General features: G+C 48.2%; 13 protein-coding genes and 1 pseudogene. 2 read left to right on the top strand and 12 right to left on the bottom strand.

The features are described from left to right. Positions 1–4: 4 nt before the first annotated feature. The 10 genes and pseudogenes from H6G00_RS22360 to istA all read right to left on the bottom strand — a co-directional run. Complete coding sequence (locus H6G00_RS22360) at positions 5–1,216, bottom strand: hypothetical protein (protein WP_190798444.1); 1,212 nt, start codon at positions 1,214–1,216, stop codon at positions 5–7. Continuing rightward, on the bottom strand, positions 1,213–1,833 hold the full coding sequence (locus tag H6G00_RS22355; RefSeq protein WP_190798443.1) for a hypothetical protein: 621 nt from the start codon (positions 1,831–1,833) through the stop codon (positions 1,213–1,215). Before H6G00_RS22355 ends, H6G00_RS22360 begins: the two co-directional genes overlap by 4 nt. Next, positions 1,833–3,494, bottom strand: coding sequence for a hypothetical protein (locus H6G00_RS22350; protein WP_190798442.1), 1,662 nt, complete (start codon positions 3,492–3,494; stop codon positions 1,833–1,835). The genes H6G00_RS22355 and H6G00_RS22350 overlap by 1 nt, the downstream gene beginning before the upstream one ends. Next, complete coding sequence (locus H6G00_RS22345; protein WP_190798441.1) at positions 3,494–5,500, bottom strand: N-6 DNA methylase; 2,007 nt, start codon at positions 5,498–5,500, stop codon at positions 3,494–3,496. The genes H6G00_RS22350 and H6G00_RS22345 overlap by 1 nt, the downstream gene beginning before the upstream one ends. A 26-nt stretch (positions 5,501–5,526) precedes the next feature. Continuing rightward, on the bottom strand, positions 5,527–5,916 hold the full coding sequence (locus tag H6G00_RS22340) for a hypothetical protein (RefSeq protein WP_190798440.1): 390 nt from the start codon (positions 5,914–5,916) through the stop codon (positions 5,527–5,529). Next, the gene (locus H6G00_RS22335; protein ID WP_190798439.1) at positions 5,913–7,355 is read right to left on the bottom strand and encodes a hypothetical protein; all 1,443 of its coding nucleotides are present in this window, start codon (positions 7,353–7,355) and stop codon (positions 5,913–5,915) included. Before H6G00_RS22335 ends, H6G00_RS22340 begins: the two co-directional genes overlap by 4 nt. Before the next feature lie 5 nt (positions 7,356–7,360). Then, on the bottom strand, positions 7,361–8,008 hold the full coding sequence (locus tag H6G00_RS22330; protein WP_190798438.1) for an NYN domain-containing protein: 648 nt from the start codon (positions 8,006–8,008) through the stop codon (positions 7,361–7,363). Between the two features lie 561 nt (positions 8,009–8,569). Further along, a complete protein-coding gene (locus H6G00_RS22325; RefSeq protein WP_190798437.1) occupies positions 8,570–10,363 on the bottom strand; it encodes a reverse transcriptase/maturase family protein in 1,794 nt (597 codons plus the stop codon). Positions 10,364–10,954: 591 nt separating this feature from the next. Continuing rightward, positions 10,955–12,679 carry a group II intron reverse transcriptase/maturase gene (gene ltrA / locus H6G00_RS22320; protein WP_190798436.1) on the bottom strand — a complete coding sequence of 575 codons (1,725 nt, stop codon included), beginning with the start codon at positions 12,677–12,679 and terminating at the stop codon, positions 10,955–10,957. 686 nt (positions 12,680–13,365) lie between these two features. Next, a pseudogene (istA, locus tag H6G00_RS22315) lies at positions 13,366–14,211 on the bottom strand (IS21 family transposase); the annotation flags it as partial. Positions 14,212–15,275: 1,064 nt separating this feature from the next. Here istA and H6G00_RS22310 point away from each other — a divergent pair. Continuing rightward, positions 15,276–24,710, top strand: a complete 9,435-nt coding sequence (locus H6G00_RS22310; RefSeq protein WP_190798435.1) for a Calx-beta domain-containing protein — start codon at positions 15,276–15,278, stop codon at positions 24,708–24,710. 283 nt (positions 24,711–24,993) lie between these two features. Here the strand turns inward: H6G00_RS22310 and H6G00_RS22305 are convergent, their stop codons facing one another. Further along, the gene (locus H6G00_RS22305) at positions 24,994–25,248 is read right to left on the bottom strand and encodes a hypothetical protein (protein ID WP_190798434.1); all 255 of its coding nucleotides are present in this window, start codon (positions 25,246–25,248) and stop codon (positions 24,994–24,996) included. Between the two features lie 168 nt (positions 25,249–25,416). Further along, positions 25,417–25,689: a hypothetical protein gene (locus tag H6G00_RS22300; protein WP_190798433.1), complete on the bottom strand. Its 273-nt coding sequence runs from the start codon at positions 25,687–25,689 to the stop codon at positions 25,417–25,419. Between the two features lie 46 nt (positions 25,690–25,735). On the opposite strand from H6G00_RS22300, the gene tnpA reads away from it, so the two are divergent. After that, on the top strand, positions 25,736–26,179 hold the full coding sequence (tnpA, locus tag H6G00_RS22295; RefSeq protein ID WP_190798432.1) for an IS200/IS605 family transposase: 444 nt from the start codon (positions 25,736–25,738) through the stop codon (positions 26,177–26,179). The last annotated feature ends 212 nt before the right edge of the window (positions 26,180–26,391 follow it).

The raw sequence follows: 26,391 nt of genomic DNA, 5'->3' as shown, positions 1-26,391 counted from the left end.
GGGTTTAGGAGATGAGGGCTGCGAGTTTTCCGGTCTGTGCGAGTCGTTCTTTTGCCCACTGCCCGCAAGTGATGCGAATAGCAGCGGTAACATGGGTGCCAAGGCGATTAAAGTATTTACCTGCGAGGTAATAGCACCCATCGGAGAAGGAGTCATGAATGGAGTACCCTGGACGACGACCGCCGCTGCCCTGGTCAAATCGCCAAATTTGATGTTTCAGTAGGGACTCAATCAGGGTTGGTAATTGGGATTCGATCGCGGTTACATCGGGGGCAAGCAGCGTGACACCGAGCAAATCCAGCACCCGGAGTAGAAGCTGGCTGAGCGTTCCACATACCACTTCTTCGTCTTCGGTTGTTGTCACGACAACCAGCACTTCGGGGGGACGATAGTACTGGGATAGATGGGTGGATTCCAGTTCTAGAGAGAGTCTGCCTGCGATGCGTTCGGCTCCCCAGGCTTCCTGGGTGAATACAACCTGAGCCAGGAGAAACAGCCAGGGGCAGGACAGCACCCAGTACATGGTGGGGGAGATGGAGCGATGGGGCGGTGGAGAGTCAGGAGGAGATGCGATCGCCCAACTTCCAGGCAGGATCGAGGTGTGCTGCATTCCTGTTTCTGGTAGAGTTGCAACCCGTTCGGGCGGTTTGATTAAGCGTCCCTTACACCAGTTGGTGAGTGGGTTATAGAGGGCTAAGTCTGGAATCGTGATGGTAGGTTTGCCCTGTTCCCCCTCGATTAAATGAGCTGTTGCGCCTAGGGCTCTTAATAGCTGAGGAGTGGCGATCGCCTGCTCTGCGGAAGCGTCAAAGACGGCTCTTTCCAAGTCAGCGTAGGGGGTCGGGCTAAGGGAGGCTTGGGAGAAGTTCGGCAATAGGGCAAGGCACGTTTGACCCAGGGTGGTAATGGCTTCTGAAAGACCTTGAGCATCGCGGAGGTTGCCCATTTCTTTAAGGCGAGCGGTGGCGATGCGTTGCCAAGCCTGACGGATATCGGGTTCGCAACCGAGGACGGCGGCGATCGCTTCGTTACGAGTTGGTAGGGTTCGCAGGAGGCGGACGGCTTCGGGAGTGGCGACGGCGCGAGTGGCATCGGTTGAATCAGCCCACAATCCCAGTTGATATCCAGTTGGGAGGGAAGCCAGCCCAGAGCGGCTTACTTCTCCATCGGTCAGGAGACGATCGATCGCGCGGATGATGCTGGCTGAGAGGGTCATGGCTTGGGGTGCTCCTCAGCAAGGAACGGTTGACACAAAATTCCCAGAACGTTTGCAATCTGGGGTGGCACGAAATATTCAGTTAAATCGACTTCTAGCTGGCTGGCTTGCAAGCGCATGAATCGCCATGCGGCTCCGGTGGTGACTGCGCCGTAAATTGGGACGGTTTTTTGCTGCGATTCGTTAAATCGTTGCGCTCCGACGAGTTGGGCGGCGCATTGTCCCAGTCCTGATTTAATGTCGTTGTTTTTGGCTTCAACCAGGGTGAGGACGGGGGCGGAGACTTCAAGCTGATTGGTGGAAGCGGACAGGATGAAGTCACATTCCCCGTTTAATCCCTGGGTGGCATCAACGGATAACGCGACACCGCTAAACAGGGATAGGTTAGGGCTGAAGCGGCGGTAAATGTCGAGCAGGATGGGGGTGACGATCAGTTCCGATCGCGCTTTTTCAGTATCGATCGCCAGTGCCAAATCGAAGTTTTCGGCAATTTGATCGGAGAGCTTGGGTGAAGGTTCGATCACGTTTACCTGGCTAAATAGCCCAAACTGGTTTACCAGCTTCAGGCTAAAGGCGGTCAGGACTTGGTTCAGGGTTTTGAAGTCGCTGTAAGCCATTAATCGCCCTCCTCATCGAGTAACGTAACGGTGGCATCTGGGGAATAAGAGATGGAAGCTTCGGCAGCACGACGTGAACGTTGAATCGAGGTTTGCCATCGTTGCCGCGATTCAGGGGTTGAGTCCCAGTCTGAATCCTCGTCTGTATCGTCATCCTCTGATAAAACACGGTAGAGTGCGTCGAGATCGGGAAACAGGGGTGGTTCTTCAGTTTTTTCGCCTCTGGCAGGAATGCCTTTGCGGGTAAGCCGGGAGAGGATGTGGCGATCGAGGGTGTTATCTCCCCGTTGAAGTGCTTCCTGCGCTTCTTGTAATTCGAGTTCTGTAACTTTGCCTTCGATTAAGGCTTCAACTAAAAGCTTTGCGGCTGTAGTAAGCTGTTCTGCTGCAAAATACCCTTCTTGAGCAATTCTTAGTTTCTCCCCTAATGAAAAGCTGTCCTCATGCCACGGCACAATTAAATCCAGTACATCCTCACGGGAAATTCTGGGATGAGTTGAGCCAGTTGAAGCAGGATTGAGTTGACGATTTGTACTTTCTAATTTCAAAACGCCATAGAGAAACCAGCCAGAAATAGAGTTTTTGGGTTGAACGCAGAGAAGTTCTGTTGATCCTAAAGCCCCAGCTAATTCTGGTGGAATGTAGGTTACTTTGTTCAAATAAGGACGCAATTTGGAAATAACAGGTCCTTCTAATAAAATCCTTGAATTACCCTCAACTTCCGAATCCTTTACGGTCGAGGAAGTAATCATTGATGAATTTGATGAAATAGCATCCAGTCCAATATAGATGTCATTTGGATGATAAATAGAGGATGCAGGTGTTTCAATGGTCGCAATATTTTGAATTTGTTTGCCACTATGCCCCTTCAAATAGCGTCTAACTCTTAATCGTTCTGGATTATAAGCACCAGGATTGAGACTTCCACTTAAGTCTTCAAGCGTAGCCCAGCTATGGTTTCCGTTTTCCTGAATTGCTCCAAAAATTTCAGGATATTCATCCTCAATTGCTAACTGAAAATATTTCTCTAGTTCTCTCGATCGCTCCCGCAACTGCTCCGCCTGCCGCACCTTATCCCCAATGTAAGTTTGAACAGTTTGTTCTGGAACTGGGACAACTGTAGTGGCAATTTCATAAGTTCCAATCGTTGGCTGAGCAGTTACTTTTTGTGCAGCAAACAGCAGAGGTTGACCATACTTACCGCGAAAAAAAGACAATAGATAATATGGATCTACTTTGCCGTTGGGTAATCCTGCAATAGTTGAAGATCCAATTGTCGCAGGACCCACCCATTCTGGTAGCACACCCACGTGCGGGTAAATTCCAACTCTGGCGAACAAAAAACTACCTGTAGGATAAAGAGGTAAATCCTTTTCACGTCGGGTTTTTTCAGTGATGCGCCAAGAGGATTCTAACGAAAATAAATCTGAACTGATGTTAGTGGGCTGAATAAGAAGAACTTCTCCATCATTTGAATGTTCGTCTGCGGTTAGTGTTGAGCCGAAAGGACCACAAACAAGGTTCTCAAATAGCAACCCAACTTTTGATGTAAGAAGACTACACGATTCAATTGTTTCGCGTGCTTCAACTGCTGCACGAGCGTTATATCTAGCATCTAATCTATCGGTGACGAGTTTAGCTGGAATGCGTACAGTTTCCATTACTCACCCCTCACATACGCACCAACGATCGGCACTAAATCATTTAAAACCCCAGTGCTGTAGTCCTCCACATTGTTCTTCACCACATAGCCCAACGCATCCGCAACCGCCATAAACACATCCTTTTGAGGTTCATCCAAAAAGTGTTTCGGTGTTTCTGGATTGGCTTTGCGCTTTTGCAAATACAAAATGCTCGTCTTTGCTCCCGTTCCCGACAGCTTAAACGTATCCGACGGTAAGCTAATCACCGCTTTCACGATCGCTTTGCCCCCGTGAAACTGTCCTGTCACGGCATCCTTCTGTCCCATGATGTACTCACGAACATAGCGATCGCCAGAGTTGCACAACACCCCATCCGGCAACACGATCAGCAACCTGCCACCCGGTTTGAGGAGTTGTAAGCAGCGATCGATAAATAGAATCGCCAGATCAATTCCCGACGAGGCAGGCTTCCAAATGCCCTTCCCATCCGGTTTTCCGCCCAACGCCAACCCATCCACTGAGGGTTCATAGTCAAACGTGCCCTTCTTCTTGCGCTCCTTCAGATCCGACTGGAAATACTCCAACACCGCATCATTCTGAGCCGGACCCTTCCGCTTCCCAAACGGTGGATTGGTGCAAATCAGGTCATAGCTACAGGGCTGCAATTGCTCACTAATTAGCGAATCTGACGTGCGGAAAATCTTCGCTTTGGGCGCACCCAACAACGCCATATTCACCCGCGCCAGCGTCACCATTTCCTGCGAGTTATCCGCCCCCACAAAACTGTACTCACACATATCCCGAAACAGCTTGTCGCGCCGGATATCGGACGATGTTTCTTTGCCTAAAACATCCATCAATGCCCGTTCCAGATAGCCCATCGCCACCGATCCAAACCCATAGCTGCCACAGGTCGGGTCGCAGAACCGGAACGCAGGTTTGCCATCTTCTCCCCGTGCCGTCAGCAGTTCCGGCGTTTCAGTTTTGATGTCGTGGAAGGCGATCGCCAACATTGCCTGCTTCACCGGAGCCGGAGTGAGATAAACCCCCATCCCTTCCGGCTTAAACTTCGCCCGTAAGAACACATCCAGCAATCGCCCCAACACATCAGCGGCAATGTCTGCCAGCGTCCCTTGCTCCTTCACAACCTGGTCTCGGTTATCCGTCACCGGACCCAGATTTTGAATTAGATCCAAAATGGTTTCGTAGTTTCGGGGTTGCGACAGCCGCAAATGGGTTTTGTTGTCAAAAATGGGATGCTTTTCACCTGCATCATCTGTAACGACATAATTCTGGTGCGATCGAAAGTGGTCAAACGCAGCTTGAATTGCTGCTACAGCCGCTTTGCCATGCTGCTTCACGTACCCCACCGTAAACACTTCATCCAGCCGCAGCGTTTTATCGTCATGTTTGAATTCCAGATCTGCGCCCTGGTGATGCAGACGAAAGGATTCTAGAAACAATAGCTTCGTGACTTCCTGAATAATCGCGTTCGAGCCAGACACATCATCTTTGACGTGGTGATAAACCTGTTCATGAAAGCTATCAAACCCCCACATCAGGTTGAAGTAGATCTTCATTGACCAGCGATAGGTCGGGTCAGCTTTGATCCGCTTGTATTCGTTAATTTCCTCACGGGTGGGCAGGCGATCGATTTCATGAGCCGGGAACGTAATGTCAAAAATCTTCTGGTGTTCGCCATCCGAGACGATCGCAAACTGAGGATACTGCTCTTCTGGCGTTCCTGGCGGGGTTAACTCGTAGGACTGTTGCTGTACATAGTCGGCGCTTGCCTTCTCCCACTGCCCCAATTCCAGGACAAGTAGCAAAATTCGAGGAGTCTCTACTCCCTTATACACGCCGTAAGCTACAGCGGCTGCCTGTTTCTCTGCGCCACCTGTCAGATCTTTAATCTGCGAAAACTGCTTCCGCTCCATCTCCTTTTTTAGAAATGCCATCGTCGCAAGGATCGTAGAGATCTCTTGAGCTGCTTCTGTTTCCGCTTTAGTCTGAGCTTTCGCCATTCTGCTTCTCCCCTCAACCATTCTGATTAATCAACGACCCGTATTAAACCGGGACCATACACCTCTAAGCCAGGTGTTTCCTTTGCCAACCGTTTAATTTGGTCTTCCGTCGTCACAAACTTACTCGGCAACAACCGCCGCACCTCCGCCGCTAGAACCAGACGACCCGCCCGAGAACGCACCACCTGTCGAATGGCATCAATTAACTCCTCCCGTTCTGTCCGTTGTCCCACCCGCACCATCGTCGGCTCAACCCCTGCATCCACTTCTACGCCATCCATACACATAAGAAATAGATGGAGCTGATCCTCTAACCAACGGCTTCCGGCATCACAGGCGATCGCATGAACCCGCGCCAGGGGCAAAGGTTGCTGTTTCAACGCTTCAGTAAGTTGCTCGTAAATCGCACCGTTCATCCGTCTTTCCTCCGCCCTGTCAGAGAATGCATCGCATCAAATAGCCGCTGTGCCTGATTCCAGGTTTCCCCCCATTCCACCTCTAACTCCCGTTTTCGCTGGTGATGCCGCCGAATAGCCCGTTCCCATCGCTCTCGTAATTCAATGGGTACATCTGGCAAACAAAGCTGCCGCACCGCATCGACATGGGTGAACTGTTGGGCAGTTCCCATTGCCATCCCTGCAAGTTGGGCGCGAACCGGGCTAGTTTTGAGTACAAGTGCCCACGCTCCCGGCGTTTCCTTAAACCTCAGTCGCTGAAGATGATCCGTTACATAGGTTGTTTCAACGGGCGACTCATCCACAAACGCAATCTGGGGACTCGTCACTAACGTCGATAACAGCACCTCTTCATCCGTCAAAGGTTTACGGTAGACCCGCGATCGCCAAGCTACCGAGTCCTCTTCCTCCGGCTGAACAAACGTAAAATCTGAGCGGACATCACTCAACCGCAGATAACGACCCCGTTCTGGTACATCCACCAGTCGATCTCTAGAAATTTCATCGGATGACAGTAGCCGTTCTAAGGGCAACCACCCTAACCTATGGCGTAGCTGCCGCTGCCAATTGGCAACCTGTACATGACTCGGCACCCACGAATCGTTGATCACTTCAGAAGAGAAGAACCGCCCTGGCAAAAGTGATGGTCGTGATCCTGCTGCTTGCACCTTTTCTGAGTGATACGGGCTGCTATCTAGGCGATCGCCATCATCCTGTAACGGTTGAACCTCCGAAACCACATATGCTTCAACCTCAGCACTCAAGTGATACAGGCTTTCTGCATTGGTTAGGGCTGCGTCGTTCCATTGCCAAAATTGGTGATTGATTCCAGCAATGTCTGCATACGATGGCAAAGCAAAGGGCATCTGGCTTAGCGTTTTCAACCCAACACGGGGTAGTGCAGCCGACCCAGAACTACGGATCAGGTAGTCAGCATAAAGTTCCTGATTCAAACAAAATGCAATCCATGCACCGTAAGGCTCCTTCAGCGATCGAAGTAAAATACAATTCCCATCCATCGGGTGGCGTGGTAGCTGCGATGTCACTAATGCAGCCCGTAACGGTGGAATCTTATTGATCACCACATCTCCCGGTTGCACACACCAGGAACCCTCCACCTCAGGCGGTTTCCAATGCTCTACATCCAGGCGAAACCGCATAGGTTCTAAATTTGCCTGCCGATAAATCGGGGCATCTTGAATTCGCGGGTCATACCCTGCTCGTCCTTGAACAGTACTGACCCGCCAACCTTCAAGGATGGATTGGGCAAGCTCCCGCAGCTCAACTCGCACTGCCTCATCAGCCAAATCAGCGATCGTGACCTGGCAAAACAGATCAGCACACCAGTTTTCTGGTGACAGCTTCTCTGGCGGAATGCGAATCGAGCGGAGTTGCCACACTGCCCTTACCTCCGACCCTTCCGAATTTGACCTTGAATTGCTGCCAAATCAATGAATTCATTGGCAACGTCACGCAGACAGCTGCTGGTCATTGAAGCCAAAGCCACAACCTTTACCTTTGCACGATATTGCTGCACATCCAGAACAACCCTCACGAGATCCCCATCACCGCTGATTAGAACAGCTGTATCGTAGGAATTCACCAGCTTCACCATGTCCAGCGCAATTTCAACGTCGAAATTCGCCTTCGTTGAACCATCGGGTCGAAGTTCCAACGGTTTATCAACAACCTCATAGCCAAACTGACGCAATTGGGTGTGAAACATCCGTTGGTCAGGGCGGGAAGAGTCGATTCCCGTGTAAAACCAAGCGTTTGTTAACGAGTAACCGCTAGCAAAGTAACCCTTCAGTTTCCGAAAATCAATATCTAAACTCAGCTCTGCTGCACCATGTAGGAGATTGGGCGCTTCGATAAAAATCACCAATCGCTCCTGCTGCAATCGTGCTGGGCGCTGCAAAACCAGATTCTTCTGGCGATCGCGCTCCGGCTTGGCAGCGAGAGCTAAGCTCCCTTGCTGCCCTCTTGCCATCGACCGTGAATGGTCACGGTGGCACTTTGAGGACGAATCCTCTGAAGAATTCAAATCAGGCATTCATCTGCTCCCTCGTGGGGTTCGACAGAATCAATCACCGAATCAATAATTTCGCCAAACTAATTTAGAAGTTTGAGAGTTAAGCTTCTTATAAATGCAAACTCACAAATGCTAAATCTTATACCTTCCCTGAATGGTTCTAAGTATGGCACCTCCCACCAAAGGTGTCAACGTCAGTTTTCTAATTATCCATGTGAACTCACAAATTAGAGCGCTGAACTTGTAGCCAACTACTGATCGCCCAAATCTTTCCTGTTCAGCAATGGTCATTTCTACTCATACACAGGATGTATAGGGCTTCTTGAGAGGAGAGGCATTAATTTGGCAATACTGTAAAGTCAAAACTGCCTCGCAGCAATAACGCTTGCTCGATGCGGTTTTTTAGATGTCCGTGGGGTGCCTCGATGGGGTCGAGTAGTAGGTCACCCTACTACCCTCCCTTTCAAAACCGTGCTTGCGGTAGGGTAGGCGACCAACGAGTTACCATTGCTGGCACTTTTCCAATCGCCCCCCTCCAAACGACGCATGACCGTTTCCGTATCACGTCGCTTTCCAGTAATCTCAACGTGAAAGGGCTTTGCCGTCATAGCGCCCATACTGAATTTTGTGATGGCATTCCAGGCACACCACCAGTGTTTTGCGGCGGCGTGCAGCCATCTTTTTCATCCAATCTGGACGTTCTGCTTTTCCCTTCTGCTCCAGGTCTGCTAATTTGCGGATGTGATGGACTTCAATCCTGTCCGTTGATCCACAAAGTTCACATTCTTGAGCTAGGAGACGTTCCACGACCTCACTACGGTTGCTCCAAATTCGACTATGACTGACGTCATCATCGAGTGCGACCCACTTATTCCAACGCAGAGGGATTGCTCCAAAATGAGCTTCTAATGGCTTCTTTGAGTCCCGATTCACTATCACCTGAAGTACCTTGTAGGTGCCCTCTTGAATAGTGACAGTTGTGGAGTATCGTCGGTAGATTCTCTGGCACGAAGTTTTGAACTTGTTTGCCAGTGTCTTCACCAATGACAATTCCGTGACTCGTCGAAGCTTTCCCAATGTGTGGAGGTTGTATGCCATGCGGTAGTATTGGACAACTCCGCGATACTCCGCTTGGTATTGAGTCATGATGCTGTAGACATCATCGTTGATTCGCTGCGCCAGATGGATGGGTTTTCCCTTTCGCATGTACTTTACACATTTTGCATTGATCACGCTTGAGGGAACGCGCAGCCCAACACTACCGTTGATGCAGCGTTGACCACGATGGTCATGCTTGTCGTCGGCGTGGAGGATGTGGATTTCGTAGCCCAGGAATCGAGCCTTTTCGTCACGCGCATGGGTGACGAGTGTCTTTTCATCACTGAGTTCTAGCTTCAACTCACTACAGAGAAACGCAGCCAGTTTTTGCTTGATTTCCACGGCTTCTGCTTTGGTTCCCACCAGTCCGAGCAGAAAATCATCGGCATACCTTGTGTACCAGAGGCGACGAAAATTCGGGTCATGAGGATCACGAGACGGGATTTTCTGAGCTTCACGGCTCAACCGTCTTGCTTCTTCCAAGTTCCCTTGTTTCCGGGCATCTGATGCTGCAAAGGTCAGAGCGACATAGGGAGGGTTTGTTCTTCGGCGTTTGCCGCTTGTGTAGACCGGAATGAGTTCGCGCTCGACAAATTGATCTAACCTGTCTAGCACTAGATTGGATAAAATTGGGCTGACTACACCACCCTGCGGGACTCCGCTGTAGGTAGCATTGTATTTCCAATCTTCCAAATAGCCTGCATCCAGCAGTCCACTGATCAGTCGAATAAGGCGATTGTCGTGGATTTTCTCACGCAGGATGTTTAACAAAATAGTGTGATCTATTCTGTCAAAGCAAGCGCGGATATCTCCCTCGATAAACCACTTTGTACCTCGACCTTTTTGTGTGACATCACGCAAGGCAGTATGACAACCTCGTTTCGGTCGGAATCCATGCGAATGATCACTAAACTGAGGGTCATAGTAGGCTTCCAGAATTAGGCGGATCACTTCCTGGAGAAGCTTATCCGACCAGGTGGGCAGCCCTAACGGTCTCCGTTTGTGATTCTTCTTAGGAATGTAGGTGCGACGAACTGGTGTCCATCGATATCGCTCATATCGCAATGCTTCAATGATGGTATCAATCCTTTCCAGTGACATCCCATCTACCGTTTCCGTCGTTACTCCTGGTGTCATTGCCCCGGCATTGCTGGACAGCTTGGCGTAAGCGCGAAGATACAGCTCAGGGTTGTAGAGCAGTCGATAGACTCCCTCCAGAGGCAAACCCTTCTGTCCACGTTCACGTATGATGTTCAGTACCGTTTCGGCTGTTCGCATCTCGCGTACCTCACGATTTCTGTTTCATCCGATTACCTGTTCCACTTTGCCCTGTAAACGGCTTTCCCGTTTGCCCTGGTGGGGCGTGACTCCCACGACTACTATTGGAACTCCGTCACCTTAGGACTCGCGTCCCTTAGGCAATCCCGTGTTCCGTCACTGATGAACGGACTAGAGCGACTTAGGCTTCCCATTCATGCCCTTCAATGAGTTCATGACTCATCGTCCACTGGTCAAGGCGTACTACAGACGAAACTATATTCTGTAGCTACCAATGGCATCGGTGTACAGACGTGCTACCGAAGGATGTGACGGACCACCACTGGGCATTAGGATTCAGGCAGTTTAGCTTTAGCCATATCGCTCAGGCGTTGCGGGACTGTACCATACACGTCTTTTGTTCCATCCCGCTTTACAAACAGGCTCTTGTCCCCCTTCTCTTTCGAGTTAAGGTTAGTTGTTCGCCTTGGAGTCAGTTGCCTTGAACTCCAGCCAACTGAGTTGGCAATTCAATCAGTGCGTACCACGGCGCACCGTTTCCCAGCACACGGCTCCTCAACAATACGGCTGTTGTCACCAGCACCATTCGCCCTATTTGTTGACGTGGATTTCGATTGGTTTTAGGTTAGTACTTTGCTCTAAAGCCTTTCTATTCTCCTCGTCACGGGCGGTTTTGACATCGTGGCAATGGCGATGAAGCGGTTGCAGATTATCGAACTTATCCTTTCCACAGTCTGCTTGGGCGATGATGTGGTCAACCTCAATCAAATCGTCTGCAACAAACATCAGCCCACATTCTGGGCACCGTCCTTTGTACTTCTTGAGTAGCAATGCGACTCGATTGGGTAGTATAGGATGTGCTCCTTTTCTAGTGCTCCAGTAGAGTACATCTCCATCAAAATAGCTCTTATCCTTTTTAACTTTCACATGACGTTTGATTGCGGTATCGGAATGCACCATCAGGCTGATTCCGCTTTTGGTTGAGAAGGTCAACCTACCCTCAATGTAGTGCCAGTATTTGTTTAAGGTTTTGAACCTAAAGTTTCCGGTTCTGTATCTTGCCCAAGCTCGTAACTGCGACCATATAATATTTTTGCAGTTTCTGAAGGTATTCTTGCTACAGACTGTTGAGTAATAATTGCACCATCCCCGAATAATCGGGTTAAGCTTACTAATCACTGCCGCTTGGGGTGTTGACTTATTAGCTTGAATGATGTTTCTTACCGACTCTATGTGATGTGCAATTGCCTTTTTGCTGGGCTTGATGATTGTTTTGAAACCTAGCTTTTTCCCTTGACCGTTACATCCAGATTGGTGTTTACCCACCCGGTGTTGCCTGATATTGAATCCGAGAAAATCGAATCCAACATTTCCTTCATACGGGATTAAGGTATGAGAAATACGAGTTTTGCTAGGCTTCAGTTCCAGCGACAGCTCTTGTAACCATACTTCGGCTGCTGCTCTACACTTTAGGATGACATCCAACGATGGGTGAATGACGACAAAATCGTCCGCATAAAGTACAACGGTTAAAGCACGTTGTGCTCTACCTTGACTTACGCAGCTTCTTATCGCTGTTTCCAAACCATGCAGGGCGATTAAAGCGAGTAACGGGGAAAGAACACCTCCCTGTGGTGTACCCTCATTGGTTGGAAATAGCTTGCCATCCATGACTACTCCTGACTTCAACCAGGCTTTGATTTGCCTGTAAAGCTTAGGGAAAGTATTGAGCTTGTCAAGCAACTTTTTCTGGTCAATTTTATCGAAGCACTTCAAAATATCGGCATCTAAAACATATTTGTTTTTGTAGCGGATACTATCAAAAATTGCTTCGATTGCATCGTGAGCGCCTCGCCCAGTCCTGAAACCGTAAGTGTTGCTTTCAAAAATCGCTTCCCATTCGGCTTCAAGTGCTAGTTTGACTAGCATCTGTTTTGCTCTTTCAATCATGCACGGGATCCCTAGCGGTCGTTCCTCCGAGCTTCCAGGTTTTGGAATCATCACCCTTCTGGTCGGTTTGGATTTTGCTGTTAGTTCCAAGGAGCTTACAAGGACAATTCTTTGGGATGGATTGAGGGATTTTATCCCATCTACCCCTGGGGTTGAACGCCCTTGATTATCCTGCGTGACTTTTCTGACTGCTAAGAGTTTGGCAGATCTGGACTTCATCAATAATTTCTGGAGTCTGTGAACTTGTTTGGTATCACCACGACGTTTGGCTTTGAAGATTCTGGTTTGGAGTCGATAGACATTCTTCTGGATTTGTTTCCAGTCGATGTTTTTCCATTCATCACTCCTCATTGCTGAGTGTGTCATCGTCTGTACTCTGACTAAAGGTTCTTCCTTCCGCACTATCGGGTCTACGTCTGCCTATCCTGAGCATTACCCCAGGCATTCGCTTCTTAGACCATCCTTCACGCCAGTCCATTCGGTTAAGTACTTGCTCTGACTATTCGACCTTTCAGAGTGAAAGCTGGTCGCGTTACTTCGTTCCTGATGTCCTTTAGTTGTGTGTTTAGGGTCGTACTGTCCACCGGGCTAATTTGGGTATAAAACCTTCTTTACTATCAGAAAAAGGTTCTCAAGCCAGTAACTTTTGTTCCCAGTGTTTGCGATGCTAAGGAATTGCCGTTCGGCAAGCCCTTAGATTCACGCCAGCCTATTTCACTGGTTAAACGTAACGATGGTTCAGACATACGTTCAGGCAGAGCTTTACCCATGCACACTTGCTAGACGGAGTTTCCGGTTTAGGCTACCAGATACCGCCGTTTAACCCCGCTTCATCTCATTGGCGCTTAACCGTTGAGATGGGGGTTATGCTTTCACACCTTATACCGGGTGGGTTGGAGTAGCACTCTGGTCTTGGTCAGAGGCATCACCGACAAGAACATCAAGTTATCATCCAGAAGAGATTTCAAGTGCGAACTCAACCCAGCCTGGGTTACCTTCTGGAAGCCCTGTCTTATAAGCTTTTTAGCTATTTCGACAAGAACGAATCGCACTATGCTGCCGTTTTCGTGAGCAATGCCCCGGTTGTTGCGCGTTGGTTGCATCCGGTAGTGCTGGCACAACTGGTCGTACAGATCAGTTACTGCCTGTCCTTTGCCGCCACTGTTACGATACGCCGCGCTCAAGCTATCGGTGCGATGTTGTTTGGGCACTCCCTCGCAAGCACTCAGAGCATTCTGCAATCCCTCAGATAGGGCAACAAAGCTTTCCCCGCCCTGGATAATCTGGGCATACTGCCACCCACTGTAGCCTAATCGATAGTGATAGATTAAGTGCTCAAACGGCTTACCGTTAATGGTGATCTCAATCCCTTTGAGTTCGGTGAAGTCGGAAAACCCCATTCCTCCTGGCTCATGGCGCAACTGGAACATGACTTCTGGTGATGCCCCATGCATCACTCGCCAATGAGCGACTCGTCGTTGCAACGTTCGCAAAACGTTTGGGTACTTGCCTGGATATTTCTGTTGCAGATACTCAAATAAGGTCATCGGTTTGAGTCGCGGTTGCTGCTGCAACATCGGTTCTAACTCATCCTGCCAAACCCCCGCTAGCGGGTCAGGTTTAGTCCGCCCTCGTTTTTGCCCTCGTTTCGGTTGGTGAACACCTGCTTCAATGCGTTGCGCTGTTCTCTCTGAAAACTCGGCAACATAAGCGGCATCAACCTGGGTTAAGCCGATTTCTCGTCCGTCTGGGTAAAGGATATTGAAGTGTTGATCACTAAAAAATTCGTGCAAGGTCGCTGCCATCGTGACACACAAGTTGCCAGTTGGGAAAATAGCATGAGCAACCTTAGCAGTTTCTGGGGGCACAACGTATTGCGCCTGTGGATGTAGTGACATTAAGCGAATTCCCTGATGTTACTGACTTTCAGATAACTTAAGCGATTCTTGGTGAGACGGCTTCATTCGTTAAGCAATGTTTCGCCAGCAGTATCAAAAATTGGGAAGAGCCCTTCTGCATTGTCACTTAATAAGCCTTGGTCCATCAACATCTTTTGCACTTTCGCCTTTTTCAGTTGTCTATTCCTCAAACCGATACTGTAAATATTCCTCGCTCATTCTTCAACTGTTGGTCCCACTTGCTTTGCTATGCTGCCTGATAGATAAAGTCGAGTTTAGAATAAGTGCTTAAGGCAACAAACGATGCAGTCCATCTGTTGCTAAGAAGTTTTTGAGATATAGTCAGTAACCTAAAGAATTTCACCCGAACTATACGCTGCTTTCTATAGTCTTCACAATCTAAACCGTCAAAACTACGGACTCTGGACGATACTAATGGAGTAGCAAAATTAACTAGTGAAGCAGCGAGTTTACATCTTCTGTGCATCTGTAGATAGCTTAAGTTAGTAAGTTCTTTGTTCTGATACGTGGATAACTGGTTTCTCTATTGGATTGCAACAATTGTTCTAGAGAAGGTACTAAATGAGTAACCATTTTAACCCTCAAGCGGTTGCGATCGCCCTTGCAGCCAAAAAGCTCAATTACACTGTTTTGAGTATAGACTTCCTGAAGTTCTGGAGAGTTAGTAGGACTTGAATCATCCAAAAGCTCTTTAGCCAACCAACTGAAACATTAGTAGCTATTCAAGTCGTTCTCGATTCGCCTCCAAGGTATCTACCAATTATCCTTATCGTTTTGCCACAGTTTTGCTGTTGGTGAATTTTGCTTGAGGAGATTGAGCCAAGTGTAGAACAGCGGACATATGTCAGTTTCACTTGCTCAGCCTCAGATTAGTTCACGATGCTTGTGCCCAAAATTCCAAAACGGAAATTCTGCCAAAGCTGGCAGGCAAAATAGTTTGCCAAGTATTTACGAGTTGCTCTACCCAAAGCTTGGATTTCGAAAATCCCATTGTCTCATCGGCTTTCTCTTGTGTTTAGTTAAACAAAGCATTCATCATTGCCATGAACTTTATCAACTCGTACTCCGGTGACAATCCGTCTAACAGGCTTGGCGAAAACTATTCTTCTTCCTCTCAAACGCTTTCACAAGCACTGGCAGAAGTACGGCGATACTTAGGAAGCTTCGCTGCCAGTTCTGACTTCATGAGCAGAATGAATGTAGCTTTTGGCGATCGCTTCACGATTCAAGATGCCCTAAGCATGGCGCAGGCTTGGCAGCAGGGAGATTTCAGTGCCATTCCAGCGATCGAATTCCTTACATCATCTCAACTGCACGGGGCAAATGGGGCATATGCTGCAACGAAAAATACCATTTACATATCTCAGGAATTTGTTAAGCAACAGGATTTGGCTCCTGTAGTTAATCTTCTATTGGAGGAAATCGGACATCGGATTAATCAACTCTTGAATATTCAAGATAGTGCTGGAGATGAGGGAGAAATTTTCTCAGCGCTGGTGCGAGGGGAGGAATTGACGAGCGAGAGATTACAACAGCTTAGATCTGAAGATGATATAGGGGTGATTAGGCTGAATGGACAGACGATTGCAGTAGAAAATCAGAATTTTGCTGGGACTGGTCGGAATGACAGCGTAACAGAAGCTGGTATTGATGGAGGAAGTACCGCTACTTTGACGACTCTTGACAACCATCAATTAATTACTAATTTCTCCCAAGGTTACTACAATAACAATCTCAAAGATCTTTACCCAGGTAATCGTTCTCATCCATTGGCTTCTTATTTTCCGGGTCCAAATATATCAACAGGTGGTACAAAGGCTGACTTCCGTATCGAACCTGATTTAAGTGAAATTACAAAGTTGGGAGATTGGCTCTTAGATCCTGCAAATGCCTTAGCCAATGGTTCTTGGAGCGAACTTCAACCAATCCCCTCAACTTGGAGAGTTAATGAAGAAACAGCCATCATATATGAAGTTGATGGTGGAACGTATGGTATTTCTAACTTGACTGGCAACTTTCGGGTTGATAACAGCATTCTAGTTTGGGTAAACGGTCAGTATAAGTTTGGTGCTGACTCTCTATCTCCGTTTGTAGGAATTCCTTTAGGGAACTTAGAGCCTGGTAAAAATTATATCCAGATTCTGCGTGCCGATTACGGCGTAGCAACTGGTTATCAGGTCAATATTACAGGTCACTACAACAAGGAATTACCTGCGCCAGGGGTTTTAGCCTTCAGTTCAACTACTTTCAGTATGAATGAGGATGGCACTCCTACTATAGCAGTGACGGTCGAACGCACAGGAGGTAGTGATGGGAATGTCACAGTAACGCTGGTGCCTAGCAACGAAACAGCGTTTGCTCCGAACGACTATAACAATGCCCCTATTACAGTAAGCTTTGCTGATGGGGAAATTTCAAAAACGGTTGCTATTCCAATTATTGATGATGCAGTATTTGAGCCAAACGAAACAATTGCTCTAACGTTAAGTAATCCAAGTGGCGGGGCAATGCTCGGGGAGCAAAATACCGCTACTCTGAACCTGATAGACAATGATGCTGGCACCCTTTCCTTTAGTTATACTAACTTTTCAAGTGCCGAAGATGGAGTGGCGCAAGTAACCCTTACGCGAGCAGGAGATGCCAGCACAGAGGTAGGAGTTACGATTCAAATCTCCAATGGAACCGCAACCTATCCTAGCGATTACAATCAGCTTAACATTCCCATTGCGTTTGCAGCTGGAGAAACAAGCAAGATAGTTTCTCTACCCATTATTGATGATACAAAGTTTGAACCCAACGAGACAGTCAATCTCACGTTAGTCAGTCCAACAAAGGGAGCAACTTTAGGAGCGCAACGCACTTCTACATTTGCCATTATTGATAACGATCCTGCTATTCCTGGGACGTTGGCATTCAGTGCCCCTGCATTTAGCGTCAGAGAAGATGGTACGCCTGTAGTTGCTGTCACTATTAACCGAACGGGGGGAAATGACGGTGAGGTGAGTGCCACCATTAATCTGAGAAATGGCACAGCAACTGCACTCAGTGATTACAACAACGAACCTATTAAGGTTAATTTTGCCAATGGAGAAACCAGCAAAATTGCCACGATCCCTATTATCAGCGACACGATTCTTGAACCCGATGAAACCTTAAATCTGACATTAACTGCTCCAACAGGCGGGGCGGCGATCGGACAGCAAAATAGTGCAACCTTAACCATTGTCGATAAGGATTCTCCCTTCATTGCTGGATTCCCGAATGGTGCATTAGGCAGCAATCAAGGTCAGACGACGGTTGTGCTCTCTGGTCAAAACTTTGCACCTAATAATCAGGTCAGTTTAGTTGCTGTAGATGGCACCAAGCATACCGCTAGCAAAACTTACTGGGCAAACGACGCTGAGCTTTGGGCAACGTTTGATCTAACAGGGTTGACTCCAGGAAAATATGATGTCAATCTCAGCAACCAGCAAACTAGCTCAACGGTTGATGATGCGTTCACGGTCACAAGTGGGGCTGCTGGAAATGTTCAGGTGAAGGTGAGTTATCCAGACTGGGGGGTTGCTAAGGTCACCTATACGAACGTGGGTCAAACGGATGTTATTGCACCGTTGTTTAGGATCTCCGCTGCGAACGCTGATGTGAATGTGCCAGAGAGCGATAGTGATAGTGCAACTTTAGCGCAACTGCTGAATCTAGCGTTTGGGACCAGTAACAGTGGTCCAGGGGGTGTTCTTGCCCCTGGTGCAAGTGGTGAGTTTTCTTTTGCCTACACGCCTGAAGAGAATGGGCTGGTTTCCTTCTCGATCGAACAAGTACCGGCAACTGAAGCGATTAACTGGGCAGCGATTAAAGCAGAAGCGCGCTCTAGCTATAGCTTTATTGATTCGGAAGCGTGGGATGCGATCTGGAATAATCTAACCACTTCTTTGGGGCAGACGGTTGGACAGTTCCAGGCGGTTATGGCAGAAAATGCCAATTATTTAAGTCAACTTGGAGAATCCGCTGACAATTTAGCCCGTTTATTTGCGTTTGAGTGGAAGCAAGCAGCAAATACCCTGACAAGCACCAGTCTGGTCACGACAACAGATGTGGTTGATGCTGCGCCCGGACTGTCCCTGACCTTTAATCGCATCTTCTATCAGTCTATTGCTGAGCGCTATGAACAAGGGGCATTGGGTCGAGGTTGGAGTCATGAGTGGGATTTGCAGGCAACGACCAAGTCCGATGGGGATGTCGTCATCCGTAGTGTGGGGAACTTACAGCGAGTTTTCAGCCGTCAACAGGATGGAACCTACAGTGGAGGAAATGGAGCCGCCCTCACCGTCAGCAATGGGCAGTATCGCTTACGTGAACTGAATGGCACTGTTTATCAGTTTGCTGCAGATGGAAAATTGGGCTTTGTAGAGGATACCAACAACAATCGCATTACATTCGAGTACAGCGGAGATCTCCTGACTCGTCTTGTTCACACGAACGGCGACAGCTTGAATCTCAGCTATAACGCTCAAGGGCAGATTAGCCAGATTACGGACTCGACAGGTAAGACAACCACCTACAATTACGATGTGTTAGGGGAACATTTGCTCTCTGTTGCAACAGCCCAAGGGACAACGACGTATAGCTACGATACGGGTGATGTTGCAGCCCGCAAACATTCCCTGCTGTCAATTACGTCGAATGAAGGCTATCAACGTAGTTTTGACTATGATACTCAAGGGCGTTTGATCCATGAGTTTAGCAATGGGGAAGCAGGAGCTCTCTCTTACAGCTATAACTCCCCAGGTGGAGTAGCTATTACAGATGGTACAGGAGCTACAAAGACATCTCTATTTAATGATGCAGGTAAACTTAGCCAGTTCCGTTCGGTCAAGAATGAGAATTTTCAATATCGCTACGATGCGGCTGGTAACTTAGTAGCGACCATCTCTCCGGATGGCAGTCAGTCTACGTACACCTACGACAATCGAGGCAACTTAACGAAGCAGATTAATGCGCTCAATCAGGAGACGACCTTTACCTATGATGCTACCTTTAGCAGATTGGCTGGGTTTAAAGATGCGAAGGGTAATTCGGTTACTTATGGCTATGACACTCTAGGAAACTTATCAGGCATTACCTATGCCGATGGCAGTAGCGAGCAGTTTAGTTTTGATTCGGCAGGCAATCTTACCCGATCTGTCAATCGTCGCGGCAGTGAAATTCAATACACCTACAACAGTAACGGTCAACTCACGAGTAAGCAATATGTGGATGGTTCAACCGTTGCCTACACCTATGACAATCGGGGCAACCTGCTAACTGCAACGGATGCTACGGGCACCATTGAGCTGCAGTATGATGCGGCTGATCGAATGGCTCGGATCAGTTATCCCTCTGGGCGTTCCCTTCAGTTTAGCTATAACACCACTGGGCAACGTACCCAGATGAGTACACAAGATGGCTATACCGTTAACTACAGTTATGATGCAGTCGGTCGGCTAAAAACTTTGACAGACGGAACTGGACAGACAATCATCAGCTATGACTACGATGCAGTCGGTCGTCTGAGTAAGGAAACCAATGGAAATGGTACTTATACTACTTACGAATATTGCAAATGTGGTCAGCCCAATCACATTGTTAATTACAACTCTAATGGCACGGTTAACTCTCGTTTCGATTATACCTACGATGATTTAGGTCGGCGCACCAGCATGACCACAGTGGAGGGAACCTGGCAATATGGTTATGATGCCATTGGACAACTGATCTCCGTTGCCACACCTGATGGTCGCATCATTAAGTATCAGTATGATGCAGCAGGTAATCGCACTGGGGTCATTGATGATGGTGCAATCACAAACTACAGCAGCAATAATCTCAATCAGTACACGACTGTCGGTAATGCTATTTACACCTATGACGCTGATGGTAACCTGATTGCCAAAACTGAAGGAGGACAAACTTCTACCTATACCTACAATGCAGAAAATCGTTTAATTCAGGTCAGTACGCCTCAAGGAATTTGGAGTTATGAATATGATGCATTGGGTAACCGCATCGCTACCACTCATAACGGTCAACGAACCGAATATTTACTCGATCCCTCTGGCTTAGGAAATGTTGTGGGTGAATATGATGGTGCTGGTAATCTGACTGCCCGTTATAACCACGGACTCGGATTAGTGAACCGAGTTGATGGAATTAACTCAGCCGCTTATTACGATGCTGATGCCCTTGGTTCAACGGTTGGGTTAACTGGATCAAATGGAAATTATCTTAATCGCTACAGTTATCTACCATTTGGTGAGGAATTGACCAAAATTGAAACTGTTGCCAACCCCTTTGAGTACGTTGGGCAATGGGGCGTAATGGATGAAGGCAATGGGCTCGAGTTCATGCGAGCGAGATTCTATGACGCAGGAACAGGAAAATTCTTGAGTTCAGATCCTTTAGGGATTAATGCAGGAGATACAAACTTTTATCGATACGTCTTTAACAATCCTGTAAGCTTCTTAGATCCAAGTGGTCTTGAATACACAGCCTGTGATTTCGGTTCGTTTATTATATGCACCGGATTGGGGGGAGCTACGGCTGTCATACCGGGACCCTGGGGAAAGGTAGCAGGGGTGGGCATTGGTTTCGCTTGTGATTATGTCACTGATTCTATATGCGATTACAACCCACCTCCCGGTCCTCCCGAACCACCGCCACCCCCAACACCCCCTGTTCCTCCTCGTCCACCAGCACCCGAACCATCACCACCACCTGCTCCACCCAATCCACCACCTCCCGGTCCTCCCGAACCACCGCCACCCCCAACACCCCCTGTTCCTCCTCGTCCACCGGCACCTGAACCCCCCCCGCCTGCTCCACCCAACCCACCCCCACCCCCTAAGCCACCAACACCTAAGCCACCAGGTGAAAACAATGGCGATCCCCACCTAAAAACTTTTGATGGCATCAACTATGACTTCCAATCCGTAGGAGAGTTCACCGCTGTTAAATCCCTCCAAGGCGATCTGGAAATTCAGACCCGACAACAGCCTTGGGGCAACAGCACCAGCGTGTCGGTGAATACTGCCATTGCCCTCAAGCTAGACGGACAGCGCATTGCATTTTACATCGGACAGGCTCAGCCCCTCATTATTAATGGCATTGCCACCGACCTCCTTGATAGCGAACTCTTTGCAGTCGGAGAAAACCTGATCTATCGGGAAGGCGACCGTTACACTATTTTCTCGCCCGATAATGACCAAATTAAGGTCACGCTCAATAGCACCTACATTGACCTCAGCGTTGGTCTCAATCTCAGTCGTCTGGGACAAGTCGTTGGGCTCTTAGGCAATAACAACAATAGTCATGACGATGACTTTGCCCTTCGTAACGGAACTGTCCTCGGCGATTCTATCTCTCCCCAGCAACTCTATGGCGAATATGCCGATAGCTGGCGCATCACCCAAGCCGACTCCCTCTTCGACTACGCATCCGGAACAGATACCAACACCTTTATCGATCGCACCTTCCCGCGTAATGTCATCACCCTAGACGCCCTAGACCCACAAGTCCGGGCACAAGCAGAAGCCATTGCAAGAGCCGCAGGCATCACCGACCCTGATTTGCTAGAAAATGCCATCCTTGATATTGCCCTTACCAATGGTGCCAACGAATTTGTTCAGGGGTACACCGCGCAGCAACGCCAAGCCACCGTTAACGGCACTAATACACTGGTCAACCCTGATGGATTCGGCACCAGCCACTGGTTAGCTGCCAGTGCAGTTATTCCCTACACCATCCGCTTCAGCAACAATGGAGCAGCCGGAACCGCTCCAGTTGCCCAAGTCACCATTACTCAACCACTCGACCTCGACCTCGACCCCAAAACCTTCGCCCTCAATGACTTTGGCTTTGGCGGACTCACGATCGACGTTCCTCTTGGCGTGCAAAACTACAGCCAGCGCCTTGACCTGCGGACTACCCGTGGTGTCTTTGTCGATGTTCTTGCTGGTCTCGACACCGAAACCGGTGTTGTCACTTGGAGCTTCACGGCGATCGACCCCATAACTGGTAATCCCGTCACAGATCCTAATCAGGGCTTCCTACCTCCAAACAATCAAAACGGGGTAGGGCAAGGGTTTGTCGGCTACAGCATCCAGCCCAAAGCCAATAGCACAACTGGAACTCGCATCGATGCCCAAGCAACTATTACTTTAGATAATCAACCTTCCATCCAAACCTCACCCGTTTTCAACAAACTCGATGGAGATTTACCTGCCAGTAGCGTTAATGCTGTGTCTGCTAACAACGGTTCTACCTTCACTATCTCATGGGCGGGCTCTGATAGTGGCAGCGGTATAGCCACCTACGATATCTTTGCTTCGACCAATGGTGATCCGTATGTTCTTTGGCAGAACGATACTACCTCAACAGAAGCAATATACACTGGGCAGCCCGGTCAAACTTATGCCTTCTACAGTGTTGCTCAAGATAAAGCAGGTAACGTAGAAGCTATTCCTACAAGTTCCGATACCCAAATTACAATTCCCAGTTTGTCAGCCGCGACGCTTGCCTTCAGTGCCGCAAACTTCAGCATTCGAGAAGATGGCACGCCGATCGCCACCGTCAGGATTGATCGCACCAGCGACAGTGATGAAATCGTCAGCGCTATGGTGAATCTGGTGGATGGCACCGCAACCATGCTTACAGACTATGACAACAGCGCAATTGCCGTTAACTTTGCCCCTGGTGAAACGACTAAAACGGTTACTATCCCGATCGCCGATGACATCCTATTTGAAGCTAACGAAACAATCAACCTGACATTGAGCAATCCTACAGAAGGGGTAGCGATTGGCACTCAGAATACAGCTACCTTAACAATCATCGATGATGATGATCTGACTATACTCAACCCAATTCCAGACCTGAATGCAAACCAGGATACTGCTTTTAGCTTTACGATTCCTGCTAATACCTTTAATGCAGCGTCCACCGTCAACCTCGATTACAGTGCAACGCTTAGTAATGATGAGCCGCTACCCAGTTGGTTACGCTTTGACCCATTAACCCGTACCCTCAGCGGCACACCCGAGAATGGACAAGTTGATACCTTGAGCATCCAGGTAACTGCAACGGATCAGTCTGGAGCTTCTGTTAACGATGCCTTTGAGCTCACGGTCGTTAATATGAACAATGCACCGATCTTGACTGCTAGCTCACCAGCCTTGGTGGCTCTAACAGAAAACAACATCAACAATAGTGGACAGACGATCACCTCCTTCTTGGATGCCTCAATCTCAGATTCAGATGCTGGAGCAGCGCAAGGTGTGGCAGTTACCAGTCTCAATGGTGGCAATGGTACCTGGCAATATTCCCTCAATAACGGCTCAACCTGGCTGAACGTTGGAGCTGTTACTAATACCAGCGCTTTGTTGCTGCGCTCCACCGATCGAGTTCGTTTCGTCCCCAATGGGCAAAATGGGACGACTGCTAGCATTACCTATCGTGCTTGGGATCAAACCACTGGTACTGTAGGAACTAAGGCGAATGCCTCAACAACGGGCAGCACGTTTGCCTTTTCTCTAGTACAGGATACTGCTTCTATTACCGTAGCTGCAGTCAATGATGCCCCAACTTTGGTTAGTCCAATTAATAACAAGGTGACTAAACGAGGGAAGCGATACACTTTTGCTGTAGCCAGTAACTTCAGCGATGTCGATACTAGGGATACAGTAACCTACAGCGCAAGGGCAAATACAGCGAATGGAGCTTTACCTCCCTGGTTGATATTCAATTCGTCAACTGGTGTTTTAACAGGAAGTTCTCCTATCACAAGTACGAGGGCATCTCACACCATCACGGTAACTGCCAAAGATGCGGCAAATGCCACAGCTACAAATACCTTTAAGCTCATTGTCAATGTGAATGACTCTGAGATATTCAGCGGCACTAATGCAAATAACATACTGAACGGCTTTGGAGGCGCTGATATTGTCTCCGGTTTCGCAGGGAATGACAGAATTAATGGGGGAAGCGGCAACGATACTCTCAATGGCGGAGAGGATAACGATATTCTCCTAGGTGAAGTTGGAAATGATAGTCTCGTTGGAGGTGCTGGAGCAGACACCCTAAAAGGTGGACGTGGCAGAGATACCTTCCGGTTTACAACACTCAGCGATTCTTTGTTGGGTAAGTACGACCGCATTGCTGACTTGGCAATTGGCATAGATAGGATTGATGGACTCAATTCTGTCAGTGCAGCCAATGTCTTTAAGGGAGGAAGGGTAAGTACCTTATCAAGCGGAGGCATTGGTGCTGTACTAACCACTACTAATTTCAAAGCAAATAAAGCTGCTGTCTTTACCTTGGGCAGCAGTTCTACTCGACGCACCTTCGTTGCCATCAATGATGGTGTTGCTGGATTCAATAAACAAAGGGATAACATTGTCGAAATTACAGGTTACAGCGGCAATTTGAACAACCTGGTGCTCAGTTAGCACAGTTGGGTTGTGTCGCAAAAAATTTTAGAAACGCTACCCATGGATCTGAACTGCATGTGTTGTAACTCTACAGATAGCGCTTCAGGAATTTTTTGCGACACAACCCCTTTTGGTAACACGGACAAATCCCGCTATAGCGTTCAACTCGTGTAATGTGAGGGGTGATCTGGGGTAATTCAATGCGCTCGTAAACCCCGCTCAAGTGCTGCGCTGATAGGTCAACTTCGACCCCACAGTCGGGACAACTCTTGGCTTGGACAACCACGACTTGATCCGGCTGTTAGCTTAATTCTCGCCCACTCCTGCCGTGATATCCCGTTTCCTCACCATTAAGAGGAGTTGACCCAGCACTGCTCCTATTGGGCTTGAAGCCTTGAGAAGGCGGCAAACTGGAATTACGCGAAGTTTTCTTCACCCGTGTTTGCCTCAGCTTTTCCACCTCTGAGCGCAACGTTTGCAACTCCTGCCACAGCCCTCCAATCAGGGCATCCTTTTGTGCGAGGCTCAGTCCATCAAGAGGCGGCAGTTCCTTCATGGCAAAAGCTTACCATCCTCCCTCAAAGCCGTGCTTAGCTCAACCTGATTGAGCAATTACGGTAGGTGCCCCCTTTCCCTTTCCCTTTCTCAAATCTGCGTAAGTCCTATTGTTGCATTGTTTTTGAGGCGTTTTCTACATGAACCTAGGAAACGATTATCTATCAAACTATAGTACTGTTTCTGATCCCTGAGAATCAATAGAAACCTTAATCTTAACAACCATTGGTGGTTGCACAAAATATCCAGGAAAAACTGTGAATTTAATTCTTTTTTCTTTGCTATCTCGATACTTTTGGCAGTCATTAGAAAGCTCGTGCCTACGCTCATCAAATAAAGTATCTTCATTCTCAAACCAAAAACTGCCAGGAGGATTTTCTTGCTGGAATGTCTCCATTAAATCACGTCCTTTTTGCAAACAATTTTTGATTTTGTCTTTCAATCTCTGCGGGTCGATTCCCCGCTGCTCTGCAGCGTAAGATGCAGGGATGAGCGAGTACGTCCACAAAAGTCATAACGTAACCGTCTTGCTATATCACCTGGTGTTTCCAGCAAAGTATCGGCGGGCAGTGTTTGATGAACAGGTCGATGAAGTGCTGCGAGAAGTTTGCCTGGAGATTGAGAAACGCTACGAGGTCAAATTTATAGAAATCGGTGTAGACAAAGACCATGTGCATTTTTTAGTCCGATCGGTGCCCACGTACAGCGTGACGAAGTTGGTCAAAATGATCAAGAGTTTGACGGCGAAGGAAGTGTTTCGGCGTTGTCCTCAGGTGAAACAAAAGCTATGGGGCGGAGAGTTTTGGAGTGATGGCTATTTTGCAAGTACGGTTGGGAAACACGGGAATGAAGGGATGATTGCGAACTACGTCAAGAATCAGGGTAATGAATATCTCAAGCTACACCGAGATGAGCAGCTTACGCTTTTTTGATTCTGATACCCCGTCTGCTCTGCAGCGGGGTAGTTCATTTACTCTCAGTTCTGCCTGACCCTCAACCTGCCATTGCTTCCAAACGACAACAGAATCATGCTTTCAAGCGTAAATTTACCGTCCTCAGCCGCATCCCAGCTTCTTAGTTTTGTCAGTCAAGCAGCAGTTTCGACCCTTATGCTAAAAGTATCCACAACATTAATTGATTGTAG

It is taken from the genome of Leptolyngbya sp. FACHB-541 (assembly GCF_014695875.1).
In the GTDB taxonomy this organism is placed as follows: Bacteria; Cyanobacteriota; Cyanobacteriia; order Elainellales; family Elainellaceae; genus JAAUTN01.
This window is presented reverse-complemented; position numbering and strand designations above follow the sequence as displayed.